At 69.7% G+C, this 14,752-nt stretch carries 8 protein-coding genes; 6 read left to right on the top strand and 2 right to left on the bottom strand.

The features are described from left to right. The first annotated feature begins 77 nt into the window (after window positions 1-77). Genes ACTWPT_RS51985 through ACTWPT_RS51970 form a run of 4 tightly spaced genes read left to right on the top strand, consistent with a single transcriptional unit; the run spans window position 78 to window position 5,307 of the window. Window positions 78-1,223 carry an ATP-grasp domain-containing protein gene (locus ACTWPT_RS51985; protein ID WP_443184991.1) on the top strand — a complete coding sequence of 382 codons (1,146 nt, stop codon included), beginning with the start codon at window positions 78-80 and terminating at the stop codon, window positions 1,221-1,223. Further along, entirely contained in the window at window positions 1,220-2,704 is a 1,485-nt protein-coding gene (locus tag ACTWPT_RS51980; RefSeq protein ID WP_443184990.1) for an IucA/IucC family protein, read from the top strand. Before ACTWPT_RS51985 ends, ACTWPT_RS51980 begins: the two co-directional genes overlap by 4 nt. Further along, on the top strand, window positions 2,705-4,246 hold the full coding sequence (locus tag ACTWPT_RS51975; RefSeq protein WP_443184989.1) for an IucA/IucC family protein: 1,542 nt from the start codon (window positions 2,705-2,707) through the stop codon (window positions 4,244-4,246). Then, window positions 4,243-5,307: a type III PLP-dependent enzyme gene (locus tag ACTWPT_RS51970; protein WP_443184988.1), complete on the top strand. Its 1,065-nt coding sequence runs from the start codon at window positions 4,243-4,245 to the stop codon at window positions 5,305-5,307. Before ACTWPT_RS51975 ends, ACTWPT_RS51970 begins: the two co-directional genes overlap by 4 nt. Before the next feature lie 288 nt (window positions 5,308-5,595). Here ACTWPT_RS51970 and ACTWPT_RS51965 read toward each other — a convergent pair whose 3' ends face one another. Both ACTWPT_RS51965 and ACTWPT_RS51960 read right to left on the bottom strand, forming a co-directional pair. Further along, window positions 5,596-8,868 (bottom strand): ATP-dependent helicase, encoded by a 3,273-nt coding sequence (locus tag ACTWPT_RS51965; RefSeq protein ID WP_443184987.1) that lies wholly within the window; start codon window positions 8,866-8,868, stop codon window positions 5,596-5,598. Next, window positions 8,862-12,014 carry an ATP-dependent helicase gene (locus ACTWPT_RS51960; protein ID WP_443184986.1) on the bottom strand — a complete coding sequence of 1,051 codons (3,153 nt, stop codon included), beginning with the start codon at window positions 12,012-12,014 and terminating at the stop codon, window positions 8,862-8,864. The genes ACTWPT_RS51965 and ACTWPT_RS51960 overlap by 7 nt, the downstream gene beginning before the upstream one ends. On the opposite strand from ACTWPT_RS51960, the gene ACTWPT_RS51955 reads away from it, so the two are divergent. Both ACTWPT_RS51955 and ACTWPT_RS51950 read left to right on the top strand, forming a co-directional pair. Then, a complete protein-coding gene (locus ACTWPT_RS51955) occupies window positions 11,919-12,452 on the top strand; it encodes a group II intron maturase-specific domain-containing protein (protein ID WP_443184985.1) in 534 nt (177 codons plus the stop codon). The genes ACTWPT_RS51960 and ACTWPT_RS51955 overlap by 96 nt on opposite strands. A gap of 732 nt (window positions 12,453-13,184) precedes the next feature. Next, a complete protein-coding gene (locus tag ACTWPT_RS51950; protein WP_443184984.1) occupies window positions 13,185-13,751 on the top strand; it encodes a hypothetical protein in 567 nt (188 codons plus the stop codon). Window positions 13,752-14,752: the final 1,001 nt, after the last annotated feature.

The following is a 14,752-nucleotide window of genomic DNA, read 5'->3' as shown; positions in this document are numbered from 1 at the left end:
GGTCCCGGAGTGATCTCGGTACGGCTAAGATCGAGCAGTTAGGTTAGCCTTACCTGATCCCCGGGGGTGCCTTCGCGTTGCGGCTCTACCTGACCGCGCTCAAGCCGACCGACTCCGTGACGGACGGCTTCCTGCCCGCGGCCCGCGCGCTGGGCTGTGAGGTGACGATCCTGACGGATCGGCCGGAGCGGCATCCGGACGCGGTGGCGTGCGACGTACGCGACCCACGTGCCCTGATCGACACGATCGAGCGGCTCGGCAGGCCCGGCGCGATTTTCTCCAACTCCGACCACCTACAGGCGGAGACCGCGCTGGCCGCCGCCTACTTCGGGCTGCCTGGCAAGGACTGGCGGGCGTGCGTGGCCGCCAAGAACAAGTTCCTGATGCGTCGCAAGCTCGTCGAGACGGGGGTCGAACAGGTCAGGTCGGTACGGCTCGCGCCCGGCGACCCGGTGCCTGACGGCCTGCCCTACCCGGTTGTGCTGAAACCCCGGGAGGGTGTGGCCAGCGAGGACGTCATGCTCGTCGAACGCGACCTGGCCGGTGCCGTGGCCACGGTCAGGAGGCGGCGGCCGGGTGAGGCGCTGGTCGTGGAGGAGTACCTCGAAGGTCCGCTGCGGACACTCGAGACGCTGGGTGATGGCGACGAGGTGCGGGTGCTCGGGGGATTCGAGACGACGCTGGGCGCGCTGCCGTACTTCGTCGAGGAGCGGCTGGACTGGGTGCCGCAGCCGGATGACGAGCACGTGCTGACGGCGCTGCGGGCTCTGGGGGTGGGATTCGGGGCGTGTCACACCGAGTACGTGCTCACGGCCGATGGGCCCCGCGTCATCGAGGTGAACTATCGGGTGATCGGGGATCACTGCGACTTCCTGATGGGGGACGTGCTCGGAGTGCCGTTGTTCGAGTGGATCCTGCGGGTGCATCTCGGCGAGCGGTTGCCGACCATGCCTGCCGTGCCTTCCGTGGCCCGTCACGGGTGCGCGGTCAGCGTCGTGGCCGACCGGGCGGGGACGATCAAGGCCACACCGGAGTTCGAATTCGTTGAGCGCGGTGACGTGCGGCTGTGGCATCGGCCGTTGCGGCACGTGGGCGACGTCGTTTCCCTCACCCATACGAACCGGGACTATCTGGGCGTCATCCGGGCGGTCGGGCCGGATCGGGTACGGGTGGACGCGGTCGTGGAGGAGTACCGGGCCGCGCGCCCGTGGGTGATCGAATGAGCGATCGGGAGGCTTATCTGGCCGCCCGGGTGCTGGACGCGTTGCTCCGTGAGGACTACGGAGGGCTGGCCTCGCGCGTCACCAGGACCAAGGACGGCGTGGGGATGCTGCTGGCGGACGGGCGGTGGGTGCGGCTGGCGCCAGGCGTGCTGTTCCAGGACTTCGTCGTGGCGGAGGACGAGCGGCTGGGACTGGAGCAGGTGCTGGAGACGCTGGTGGAGGTGGCAGATCCGGCCGATTCCGAGGGCGTCGCGGCCTTCTTCGAAGAGTGCCTGGCGGCGTTGACGGCGCTTGAGCTGCACGACGCGCACGCTGTTGAGGTCCTTCGGCGGGGGCCGTCTTATGAGGCTTTGGCGGCTTTTGTGGATCATCCGGTTTACCCGACGTCGCGGGCGCGGTTGGGGTTGTCGGAGGGTGACCTGCTGGCGTATGCGCCGGAGTTTGCGCCTTCGTTCGAGCTGCGCTGGGCGGTGGTGCCGCGCCGTGCCCTAGCGCCGGGCTCCGCCGCGCACCTTCCCGCCGACGCGGCGGTGTGGGACGCCGGTCCTGATGAGGTGCTCTTTCCCGTGCATCCGCTCACGGTGGATGAGGTGCGGAAGGTGGACGGGGTTCGGGTGCTGGATGAGGCGCGGGTCACCGTGCGGCCCACGCTCTCCATGCGGACCGTCGAGCTGGGGCCCCGCACGCACCTCAAGCTGCCGCTGCCGATCAGCACGCTCGGGGTGCGGAATCGGCGGTCGATCAAGCCGGGGACTCTGGGCGACGGGGCGAAGGCCGAGCTGTTGCTGCGGGAGCTGGCCGACCCCGATGTGGTGCTGGCCGACGAGCAGACCTACGCGCACGCCGGCCATGAGTATCTCGCGTGGATGGTCAGGCGGCTGCCGGAGGGAAAGATCGTGCCGGTGGCCGCGCTCAACGCACCCGGCGTGCTCACCGCGGTCGGCGACGTCATTCCCGCATATCTGCGGCTGCTGCTGCGCTGGAACGTGCGGCTGTTCGTGCGGTACGGCGTCGCCCTGGAGGCTCACCAGCAGAACCTCGCCCTGGTCTTCCAGGGTGACCGCATGCAGCTGCTGGTCAAGGACAACGACGGGCTGCTGGCGTCCCCGGCGAGGCTGCGCGCCGCGGGGATCGAGGCGCCCGCGTTCGCCGACGAGCGCATGCTGAACGACGACCCGCACGCGCTCGCCGACGTGTTCGTGACCATCACGCTGCACCTGGCCGCCGCGGCCGTGGCGTTCGGGGCGCTGCCGCACGCCCAGGCCGCGGCCCTGCTACGCGACACGCTCGCCGAGGCGCTCGCCGAGTACGGCGACGACCCCATGGCCAGGCTCCTGCGCGCCAGGACCCTGGACGCGGCCCGGCTGACCGGCAAATCCATGATCACGGCCGGGACGCTGGTGGCCAAGGAACGTTCCGGCGCGCGCGACATCAACAAGTACTACGGCACCAGCGGCCCCAACTACCTGAGGAGAGCTTGAATGCCGAGCTCGGACGGACTGGTCATCGACGCGCCCTCCGCCCTGGCCGAGGAGGCGACGCTGGCGGCCCTGCTGCGCTGCTGCGTGCGGGAGGTGGCCGGGCCGCGCGGCCTGGTGTGGCCGGCGCCGCCGTACCTGCTGTTGCGGGTGGCGGGCACGCTGCTGCGGGCCCGCACGTACGGCGGCGCCGCGCTGCGCTTCGATGGCCCGCCCGAGCGGCTCCAGGACGGCGTCTGGCGGCCGCTGACGACCGATGAGCTGGTCGGGCTGGTCGAGGCCGGCCTGCAGGGGCACAACGCCGAGTTCGCCGGGCAGGTGGCGGCCAGCAGAGAGGCGGTTGCGGCGATCCTGCGGGCCAGAGCCGGGGCCGAGCCACCCGCCGATCCTTGGCTGGCCTCGGAGCAGGCCCTGGTGTACGGGCACCCGTTCCACCCGAGCCCCAAGGCGCGGGACGGGGACGGCTGGCTGCGGTACGCGCCCGAGGCGCACGCCGCGTTCCCCGTCCGGCTGCTCGGCGTGCGCGAGGACGTGCTGGCCGAGGAGGGCGACATGTCGGCGCTGGAACGGATGGGCCGGGCTCCGGGCGGTTACCGGCTGTTGCCGGCGCATCCATGGCAGCTCGACCTCCTGCGGCCCGCGTTCGGGGCCGAGCTGATCGATCTGGGACCCGGGCCGGTCGTGGCGCCTACTTCGTCGGTGCGGACGGTGTACGCCCCGGAAGCGGAGGCCTGCCTGAAGTTCTCCCTGAACGTGCGGATCACGAACTGTGTTCGGAAGAATGCCTGGTATGAGCTGGCCGGAGCTGTGGAGCTCTCGTCACGACTCAAGCCCATATTTGATGAAATATCGGCCAAGCACCCCGCCACCCGCTGGCTACCCGAGCCCGGCTACCGCTCGGCCGCCCTGGGCACCCGGCTTCACGAGGGCCTGGGCGTGATCGTCCGGCAGAGCCCGTGGGCCGCCTGCGACCCCGGCGTGACCCCGGTCATGGCCGGAACACTCGCCCTGGACGCCCCGGCACGGGAACCGCTGGCGTGGTGGTCGGCGTACGTGTCCGCGGTGGCGCTGCCCGTGGTGGAGCTGTACTTCGCGCACGGCGTCGTACTGGAGCCCCATCTGCAGAACGTCCTGGTCGGCCTCGACGCGGCCGGGATGCCCGCGCAGGCCGTCTTCCGCGACCTGGAGGGCACCAAACTCGTCGCCGGCCGCCATGACCTCGGCGGGCTGCGCCCCGAGGTCGCGCGGGCCCTCACCTACGACGCCGAGCGCGGCTGGGCCCGCGTCGTCTATTGCCTGCTCGTCAACCACCTCACCGAGATCGCCGCCACCGTGGCCGGGCCCGACGACGGACTGCTGCGCGAGTTGTGGCGGATCGCCCGCGACCTGCTCGCCAAGCTCGCCGCCGACCTCGGCTGGCCGCTCCCGCTGTCGGACCTGCTGGCCGGCGCCCCGCTGCCTGCCAAGGCCAACCTGGGTGTGCGCTGGGCCAGGGCGGCCGACCGCGCCGCCGGTTACGTCCCGATCGCGAACCCGCTCGCATGATCCCCGCCCGCGTCCAGGACGCCGCATCGGGCTTGACCGCTCCTGCCTACGTCTACGACCTGCCCGCGCTGGAGGCGCACGTCGCGGCCGTGCGGCAGGCGCTCCCGGGGATCGAGCTGTACTACGCGGTCAAGGCCAACCCGGACGCCGAGCTGCTGCGCGTGCTGGCCGGGCACGTGGACGGGTTCGAGGTGTCGTCAGGCGGCGAGCACGCGCACGTCACGGGCCTGTTCCCGGGTGTTTCCGTGGCGCTCGGCGGGCCCGGGAAGACCGACGCCGAGCTGCGGCTGCCGCACCACCGCATCCACGTCGAGTCACCGAACGAACTGCGCCGCCTCCTCGCCACGGGGCTGGAGGCCGACGTACTGATCAGGGTCAACCCCGACCTGCCGGTCGAGGGAGCGGCGCTCACGATGAGCGGGCCGTTCGGGATGGACGAGGAAGGCGTGAAGGAGTGCCTGCCGCTGTTCGGTGAGCGGGTACGGCTGCGCGGCCTGCACACCCACCTGGCCAGCGGGCTGGACGCCGCCCAGTTGCTGCGGCTGGCGGGGACGCTGCTGGACAACGACCACGAGGAGGTCAATCTGGGCGGGGGCATGGCGGTGTCATACGAGTCGCCGGAGTCCAGGTTCGACTGGGCCACGTACGGGGCCGGGCTGGCGGAGCTACGGCGCGGGCGGCGGCTGCGGATCGAGCCGGGCCGGGCGCTGACCGCGTACTGCGGCTACTACGTGACCAGGGTGGTGGATGTGAAGCGGGTGCGCGGCGAGGCGTACGCGATCGTGCTGGGCGGCACCCACCACCTGCGGACGCCCGTGACCAAGGGCCACGACCAGCCGTTCGCGATCCTGCCCATGGGCACGGGGCCGGGCGTGACGGACGAGCCGATCACGTTCGTCGGCCAGCTGTGCACGCCGAAGGACGTTTTCGCCCGAAAAATCGCGACTTCTGCTCGGGTTGGGGACATGGTGGTGTTCGAGATGGCCGGGGCCTACGCCTGGAACATCTCGCACCACGACTTCCTCATGCATCCGAAGCCGGCGTTCCACTATCTATCGTGATGCGGGCCAGTGCTCCCGCCTTCAGGCGGGAGGTGAAGGCCCGCGCGTGAGTGCCCCCTGGGGACGAGCGCGCCTTTGACCGTAACTTCTTGCACTGTCTCGGCCACGGTGGGTATGGTTCGAGTGATCGAACGGGAAGGCGATAACCAAGCCCATCGGGAGATCGTGTCCTTGTCGGTACAGCTAGGCCGCCGGAACGGCGGTGACAGCGTGTGGAGACTCGGGGTTGCCCGGGTCGGTGAAGCGCGAACCCCCGCACCTGAGGGTGACGGGAAGAATCTCCACCGTTCACGGTGGAGAGGAGTTCAAGAGCTTGACGCTCTCGATGAGCGCGACCAGGCCGGCGTGGTCGAGCAGGTTCACGGGGCGCACGGTGCGGTTGGCGCGGACGTAGTGGAAGGCCGCGGCCACCTTCTCCAGGGGCACGCCGGCCAGGTGCGACCAGGCCAGCCGGTACGCCGCCAGCTGCACCGAAGCCCCCTTGGCCGCCTTGCCCCTGGGCGGCTGCCCGGTCTTCCAGTCCACGACCTCGTAACCGCCGTCGGGCAGCTCGAACACGGCGTCCATCCGCCCGCGCACCAGCCGGTCGCCGATCATGGTCTCGAACGGCACCTCCATGTCGACCGGCCGCCGATCGGCCCACTCGCTCTGCTCGAACCGCTCCTGCAGCTCGGCCAGGCGCACGTCCGCCTCTTCCAGTTCGTCGTACAACTCGAGGTCGTCGATCAGCCGCTGCTGATCCCACCGCGTCTCCAGCCACTTGTGGAACGACGTGCCGCGCCGGGCCAGCGGCGCGGGCTTGCCCGGGACGGGGCGGCGGATCCTGCGGGCCAGCTCGCGCGCGTCGGTGGCCAGCGTGACCAGCGACGACACGGTCAGCTTCGCCGGCAGCTCGACGATCGTGGCCGGCCGGCGCACGTGCAGCTCCCGCTCGCGCAGCAGCAGCTCCGTGTCGCGCTCCCAGGCCCGCAGCCGCTCCTCCTCGTACGCCCGCAGCGGCTCGTCGTCCTCGGACTCGGGCTCGGCCGTCGTGCCGGCCAGCGCGTCCTCGACGAGCCGGGCGCCGTCGAGCACGGACTCGTACCGCAGGCCCTCGGGCGTGACCGGCCAGACGGCTTCTGGGGGCTCGGCGAGCAGCGGGTTGGTGGCGCCCTCGGCCACGTCCCCGGCCCAGAACGCGACGCGGTCGGCGGTGTCGCGGATCTCCAGCAGGAAGTCCGACGGCTCCAGCGGCTTGGTGGCGGTGCCCCAGCGGTAGCCGGAGGCGATCAGTTGGTAGTGGGCGCGGGTCACGGCCACGTACGCCAGCCTGCGTTCCTCCATCAGATCGCGCTCGCGGCCGTGCTCGTCGAAGCCGGCCAGTTCCTCCTTGCTGAGCCCGCCCAGCCTGGGCAGGTCGGCGACGTCGCCGCGCAGCGGGTACGGGAGCTTGCGGGGGTTCTCCGTCCACCGGCTGTTCATGACCGGCGTGGCGGGGAAGATGCTGCCCGTCGTGATCGTTCCCTTCGAGCTGACCAGCTGCGACAGCCCCGGCACGACGACGATCGGCCACTCCAGGCCCTTGGAGGCGTGCACGGTCATCAGCTTGACGCTGTTGCTCTCCCCGACCCGACCGGCCTCCAGCCCGAACTCCTCGCTCTCGGCCGCCTGCAGATAGGCCAGGAACGCCCCGAGCGTCGGATCCTCGGCGTCGCCCGCGAACCTGGACGCCGCGTCGAGGAACGCGTCCAGGTCCGCCCGCGCCGCGAACGCGCTCGCCGTGCCGCTGCGCGCGGCCACCTCGACGTCCAGGCCGAGCTTGCGCTCCACCTCCGTGATCAGATCGGGCAGCGGCTGCGCGGTGTGCGCCCTGAGTTGCCGGAGCTCGTGGGCGAGGGCGACGAGCCTGGTGCGGGCCAGCGGCGACAGCGACTCCAGCCACTCGTCCCGGTCCGGCAGCTCGTCCAGGGCGTCCACCAGGCTCCCCCGCTCTTCGGCCAGGTCGGCCACCACCTGGTCGAGTGGGTCCTCCGCCCGGTTGCTCTCGCTCAGCTCGCGGGCCAGCTGCCTGGCGTGCTCTCCCAGCACCCGCAGGTCGGCGGGCCCGATCCGCCAGCGCGGCCCGGCCATCAGCCTGGCCAGCGCATCGCCGGCGGTCGCGTCGTACAGGACGCGGAGGGTGGCGACGATGTCGCTCACCTCGGGCACGGTCAGCAGGCCGCCGAGGCCGACCACCTCGACCGGGATGTCACGTTCCTCCAGCGCCCGGCGCAGCGCCGGGAACTGTGAGCGTTTCCTGGCCAGAATCGCGACGTCCTGCGGCTGGATGGCGAGGGTCTTCTTGCGTTCCTTCTCGCCCCACGGCAGGCCGTCGGGGGCGACCTGCTGGCCGAGGATCTTGGCGATGCCGTCGGCGACCCACCTGGCCTCGTCCTCGGCGGTCTCATGGAAAGCGCAGGTCACTCGGCCCCGGTCGACCCGGTTGGGGCCGGGGACGAGGACGGGGACCTCGCGGGCCTCCATGCGGAGCGGGAGCTGGACGCGGGCGGCCACGTCAAGGACGCGGTCGCCGTTGCGGAAGCTGACACTGAGCTGGCGGACGGGGGCCGGATCCCCCGAGCCTGTTCGGAAATCTCGGGAAAAACGACGAAGGTTGCCTGCGGAGGCGCCGCGCCAGCCGTAAATCGACTGGCACGGGTCGCCCACGGCCGTGACCGCGTGGCCGCCGCCGAACAGCGAGCGCAGGAGGACCAGCTGGGCATGGCTGGTGTCCTGGTACTCGTCGAGCAGGACCACCGCGTAACGCTCGCGCTCGATCTGTCCCACTTCTTTGTGGTTGGCGGCGATCCTGGCGGCCAGCGCCATCTGGTCGCCGTAGTCGATGACCTCCCGGCTCCGCTTCAGCCGCTCGTACGCCTCCACCAGCGGCAGCAACTGCTCCCTCGCGGCGTGCACGTCCACCGGCTTGCGCTGGGCGAGCGTCTTCCTGCCCGGCAGCACGTCGTGCCGTTCGCGCAGCCACTCCCCCACCCGCCGGACGTCGGCCGGCGTACGCAGGTGCTCCGACAACTCGCCGGCCAGCTCCAGCACGGCAGCGGTGACCGACGGCGGGCCCAGCTCGATCTTGTCCATCGGCCCGTCGTACATCGCCACCACCCGCGAGGCGAGCTGCCACGACACGGCCGGCGTGACCAGGCGCATGGTCGGCTCCAGGCCCTCACGCAGCGCGTGGTCGGTGACCAGGCGGGCGGCGTAGGCGTGGTAGGTGGAGACCGTCGGCTCGTTGTCGAGCGCGCCCGGCTCGACAAGACCCGCCTCCGCCAGTCCGGTGAGGCGTTCCCTGACCCGGGTGGCCAGCTCGGCGGCGGCCTTGCGCGTGAAGGTCAGGCCCAGCACGTTCTCCGGCTTGACCAGGCCGTTGGCGACCAGCCAGACCACGCGCCCTGCCATGGTCTCGCTCTTGCCTGAGCCCGCGCCGGCCATGACCACCATCGGCTCGAGCGGGGCCTCGATGACCACGGCCTGCTCGCTCGTGGGGGGAAGGATGCCGAGCTTGCCGGCGAGTTCGACGGGGGTCAGCACACCTGGCCCCCGTTGTCGTTGACCGGGCAGCTCGCCCTGGCCGCGCAGGTGCGGCAGCCGTCGTTGACCTTGGCCTGGAAGAACGGGCCCGACATGCCGGTGGCCACGGTGTCCACCAGGTCGCCGGCCCAGCCCGGGTTGTTGTCCTCGCTCAGCGGTTGCTGCCCCTGCTCCAGGGCGTCGTTCTTGCCGCCGGCCTTGCCCAGCTGGACGAGCGCGGCGCCGCCCGGCTCGGTCATGCCGTGCCGGGCGAACGCGCCCAGCAGCGCGGCGAGCTGGTAGACGCCGAGCTGCGGGTGGCGGTCGATCTCGCCGGCCTTCGGTTTGGAGCCGCCGGTCTTGAGGTCGATGATCACGGCGCGGCCGTGGTCGTCGCTCTCCACGCGGTCCACCCGGCCCTTGATCTGCACGCCTTCCGACACCATGGCGGTGAACGACTCCTCCATGGCCTTCAGCTCGCGCGGGTTGTCCTTCTGCCAACGCAGGAACTTGCCGATCATCTGCTCGGCGACCTGGCGCTGCTTGCGGTTGTACCAGGTGCCGCCGAAGTCGAGCTCGTGCCAGACCTGGTCTAGGCGCTCGCCCAGGAGGTCCTCGCTGGGCAGGTCGGTGTTCGCCAGCACGGCCAGGGCGTGGATGACGTTGCCCAGGCCCTGCGCGGTGCTGGTGCCGGCGGCGCCGACGGCGGTCTCCAGGAGCCAGCGCAGGCCGCACTTGGTGAAGCTCTCGACCGCCGACGGCGAGATGCTCACGATGCCGTCGGGCCAGCTCAAGGGGCGGTCGTCGGAGATGGGCGTGAGGGCGTACCAGTCGTTGGGGTGGGCGCCCTGGACGCCTGCGGCGGCGAGGCGGGCGAGTTGCTGCGCCGCTCTCTGCCGGAGTCTTCGGGGTTTGGTTGGGTCTGTCACCGCACTGCGGAGGTCCGCCACCAGGGCGGGCATGTTCAGCCAGCGGGCCCGGTCGTCCATCGTGGCCGTCTCCACCGCGCCAGGCAGCAGCTCCGACAGGAACCTGGACGCACGCTCGTCGGTGTCCTCACCGCCCACGGCCGTCACCACCAGTCTGCGCCTGGCCCTGGTGACGGCCACGTAGAACAGCCGGCGCTCCTCTGCGAGCAGCTTGGAGGCCAGCGAGGCGGCGTTCGGCTGAGCGCCCTCGACCACCTCGACGAGGTCCTCCACGCCCAGCATCGACCCGCGCAGCCGCAGGTCCGGCCAGACCCCCTCCTGGACGCCGGCGACCACCACGACGTCCCATTCGAGGCCCTTGGAGCGATGGGCGGTGAGCACGCGTACGGCGTCGCCGTCGGGGGCCCGGTCGGCCAGCGTGTCACCGGGGATCTCCTGTGCGGCCAGGTCGTCGATGAACACCTCGGGGCCCGCCTTCGGCATCCGGTCCACGAACCTGGCCGCATGGTCGAACAACGCCACGACCGCGTCCAGATCGCGGTCCGCCTGCGCGCCCCTGGAGCCGCCCGACATGCTCAGCTCGGTCCAGCGCTGGGCCAGCCCGCTGGCGTGCCACACGGCCCATAGGAGGTCTTCCGCCGTGCCCTGCTCGCGTACCGCCTCCCTGGCCACCGCCAGCAGCTTGGCCACCCGCTCGGCCGGCACGGCGACGTGGGGCTCGATCCTGGTGAGCTCGCGGACGTCCTGCACGGCCGCGACGAGCAGCTCGCCCGACGAGCGTGCCTCGCCGGCGTCGGACGCCTCGTTCTCGGCAATCTTGAGTGCCCGGCGGAGACGGCGCACGCCGATCATGTCGGTGCCACCGAGCGGGCCCGTCAGCAGCTCCTCGGCCACCCCTTCGTCGAGGTGGGCGGGGTCGAGCACCACCCTCATCAGGGTGAGCAGCGGGCGTACCCCGGGCTCCTGGGCGATCGGCACCTCGTCCCCCGCGATCATCGTCGGCACCCCGGCGTTGGTCAACGCCCGGCGCAGCAGCGGCACCTGCCGCCTGGCCGAACGCACCAGCACCGCCATCCGGTGCCAGGGCACGCCATCGATCAGGTGGGCCCGCCGCAGCGTGTCCGCGACGATCGCGGCCTCCTGGCTGGTGCTGTCGGCCAGCAGCACGCGTGCGTCGCCCTCCGGCGTGTCCGGCAGCGGGACCAGGTCGCGGTGGCCGGCTCCCGGCCCCGCAGGAAGGCGGGTGGCGACCCTGCGCGAGGCCTCCAGCAGGCCGGCGCCGCTCCTGCGGCACACGCGCAACGCCAGCACCGGCGCGTCCTGGCCGTCGAGGGTCTTGAACCGCTCGGGGAACTTCATGATCCCGTGAACGTCCGCGCCCCTGAACCCGTAGATCGACTGGTCGGGGTCGCCCACCGCCACCAGGTCACGCCCGTCGCCCGCGAGCTGGGCCAGCAGCAGCTCCTGCGCCGGGTCGGTGTCCTGGTATTCGTCCACGAACACCACGTCGTGCGCCGCCCGTTCGCGCTCGCGCACGTCCGGCCTGGCCAGCAGCGCGGAGGCGGCGCCGATCAGCTCCGCGTAGTCGTAGGTCTCCTCCGGGTCGAGGTCGAACCTGTCCTGGTAACGCTCGGCGAACCGGCCGGCCGCCACCCAGTCGCCCCTGCCGTGCCGCCGGCCGAGCTCGACGAGCCGCTCGCCGTCGAGTCCGCGTTCGTTGGCCCGCGACAGGAAGTCCCGCAGCTCCTCGGCGAACCCGCGGGTCTTGAGCGGCTCGCGCAGCGACACCGGCCAGTCGAGCCCGCCGCTCTCCAGCTCGCCGTGCAGCAGCCGCCTGATCTCCAGCAGCTGCTCGGGTCCGGTCAGCAGGCGTGGCGGGGCCTTGCCCTCGAGGATCGACTCGCGGCGCAGGAGGGCGTACGCGTAGGAGTGGAAGGTCAGGGCGAGCGGGGTGCGGGTGGTGCGGCGCAGGCGTGCGGTGACGCGCTGGCGCAGCTCCTCGGCGGCCTTGCGGCTGAAGGTGAGGATGAGCACCCGCTCGGGGTCCAGGCCGCGGCGCTCGATCCTGTCCACCACGCTCTCCACGATCGTGGTGGTCTTGCCGGTGCCCGGACCTGCGAGAACGAGGAGGGGTCCGCTCTGGTGTTCGACCACGGCACGTTGGTGCTCGTCGAGCACAGGGGGCACAACAGGTCCGCCGTTGCCGCGCCGCACCAACCGCCAGGTCTGACCACTCACAACCCTAGATTCCACCAGACCACAGGGGTAGATCGTGCCGACTTGCCCGGTCTCCCCACGCGAATCCGCCTACCGTACCTGCGCCAATCCCGACTTTTCCGACGACACGCCGCCCGTACCTTTCCAGACATAGCGCGATATATCGCGTGCAGACTGGAAAGGAGACCCGGCTTTAAAGACATTGCCAAGCTGATCAACGTCAAGGCCGGGCCGTGGGCTGCCTACTTCGGGCGCTTTCGCCCTTCAGGGGCTGCTCATGTGCTGTCACACATCGATCAGTACCTGGTTCGGTGGGCCAGACGGAAGTACAAACACCTGCGGCGATCTCCACGTCGGGCGTGGGAGACCCTGAAGAAGATCATGAAATCTCATCCGGGGCTCTTCGCGCACTGGAAGTGGAATGCGCTCAGGCGATCAGTGCCGGCACGAGCTGGATGACAGGAGCCGGATAAGCCGAGAGGCTTACGTCCGGATCTGTGGGCCACCCGACCGGTATGAGCTTGCGCAGCGTGCGCGCTGGATCACCACGTGAACGGAGGGCTACCCTCGCGCATCGTCCGGGCCAGGGCCTTCATCTTCCAGACTGCAGCGTCCCCGAAATGCGAGCAAGCATAGCTTTTTGCTCGGCCACGCGATCGCCCCAGGAGCCTGCGGAGAGCGACTGTCCAGATGCATCACCCGCCCCACAGAATTACAAGGAAATCAAGCCTTACTCAGAGCAAAAGATCGTGTTAACTTTGCCGCCGAAACCCCTCAAGTATGTGGAGGTAAAATGGCGGAAAGTTCTTCAGGGTTACCAGATGGGACAGCTGCAAGGCGGGTAACGTTCCTGGCCATCGTGGCGCTACTACTGCCGTTGTCGGCGTTTAGCCTCGCAGGTTCTCCCGCTGCGGCATCCCCTGCTCGGACCGAAACCGTGGTGCTGGCCGCTGAGGGGCAATCGAAAGTCCACCGCCCAACACTGGAAAGACTCAAGCGGGACGCGGCCCGCAAGGGGATCTCCCTGGAGCAGGCCGTGGACGCTTACATCGCGCAGAAGGCAAAGACTGATCCAGCGGCGACCGCGAATTGGCCGGACGGCCCGGTACCTCCGCCTCGGTCTCCACTTCTGCCGCGGACCCTTACATTCGGGGTGGGGGGAATCTGGGAGACTGCACGTCCAACTTCAACGTGGTAGCCACCTGGGATTATGAGACGCGGCGCCATGGCACGGCTGGGCACTGCGCTAACGGCGCATCGACGAGGACATACTGCAACTATTCCATCGATGGCGGCAACTGCACCGGGATCAGCTTGACCAACTCATGTTGGTTGGGTTGCGCCTACGGTGAAGCTGCGCTGTACACCCGGGGCGGTCTGACGCTCACCCGGACCTTCTACTGGAGCTCCAACCAGAAGGCATATGTGGATGCCGAGGATCCCGTTCAGTGGGTCGGTGATGACGTATGCAAGTGGGGGAAGAAAACCGGGACCACTTGCGGCACTGTACAGAGAACCAACTGGTCCAACGGCACCGCAGATAATCTCTTCGTCACCGACCAGCCCGCCGGAACCGAGTGTGACCATGGTGACAGCGGTGGCCCGGCCTTCATGGGAGGTCCGTCGGCAGGCTTCACCGCATATGGCATCGTCGTCGGACAGGGCGCGCTCGTGGGCCAGACGGGCCTGTACTGCGCGTACAGCCACGTGACGGTGTACCGCGATGCCTTCGGCTACAGGATTTGGAACCGAGAATAGAGGGGCAAGGAGTAGCGTAGAGGGCTGGACCGCGGTCTTATAGGGCGGTCCAGCCATCCCTCGCCAGAAGGGGTTGTCTCCGTGAGACGACTATCCGCAATCGCTGCGATGCTTGTTGCGGCCGTGAGTTTAGTGGCCTGCACCGCAGACGCCCGCCGAAGCGGATCATCCGCGGCCGCCCCGCCTAAACCGTGCCCGTCGGACAAGGTATGCCACGCCGTTATTGGCACCGACCCGGCCATCGCTGTATATCAGGGGGAGTTCTACTCCACCTTGATGCCGTTGACGGCACGGCTTGAATGGGTGGAAAGTGAGTCCTGCCTTGTGGTTACGAGACACGGCGATCACTATCGGCAATTCAGGACGCTAGTTCCCCTATGGCCCGAGGGTACGAAACCGGTCCGAGCACCAGACGGCAAACGAGGCATCGAAATTCCCCAAGTTGGACAGATCCTCGAGGGTGCATTATTTACGGCGGGCGGCACAGATTATCCGCCTAATCTCAAACCACCCGTCCCTCGGATCTCTACTCTTACCCAACCGCCTGGCGCGTGTACCGCCCATGACGGATTTTTCGTCATCGAACCGTCTGCGATTAGGCGTTTAGAGAGTTAGTCTCGCGGGCCCTTTACGCCAGATGCGGCGCATCGCGCCTCCTGGGCGTAGTAGTACGTGATGCGACCGTCCTGCCACACGACGACGGCGGGCCCGTCGAACTGATTCTTCTCGATATAGGCACGCGGGCCGCTCATTGTTCTCGTCCTCACACCGCGCGGTTTGGAGCATCGTACGCCGAGTGGAATAACCGCCAGGTCGGCAAGCGCCGATACCTTGTCACGCAGCATCGCCGAGCTGCTGTCCGCAGGAGGACTGGAGGCACGATTCAGGAGCTTGGCCACTCAAGCAGGCCACTGGCCGGACGCCCCACGAGTGCCCAGGTGCGTCCCTATTGCTTGCCTATCCGCATCCATCCTGAGCAGGCGACTCAGCTGAGATCCGGG

Origin of the sequence: Nonomuraea sp. 3N208 (assembly GCF_052245935.1) — a bacterium.
GTDB lineage: Bacteria > Actinomycetota > Actinomycetes > Streptosporangiales > Streptosporangiaceae > Nonomuraea.
Note: the sequence above shows the minus strand (reverse complement) of the source record. Positions and strands in the feature narration are given on the sequence as shown.

Excerpts from the sequence above, each read along its gene's own strand:
- ACTWPT_RS51980 (WP_443184990.1), top strand. The coding sequence starts at position 1,220 with ATGAGCGATCGGGAGGCTTATCTGGCCGCCCGGGTGCTGGACGCGTTG.
- ACTWPT_RS51975 (WP_443184989.1), top strand. The coding sequence starts at position 2,705 with ATGCCGAGCTCGGACGGACTGGTCATCGACGCGCCCTCCGCCCTGGCC.
- ACTWPT_RS51970 (WP_443184988.1), top strand. The coding sequence starts at position 4,243 with ATGATCCCCGCCCGCGTCCAGGACGCCGCATCGGGCTTGACCGCTCCT.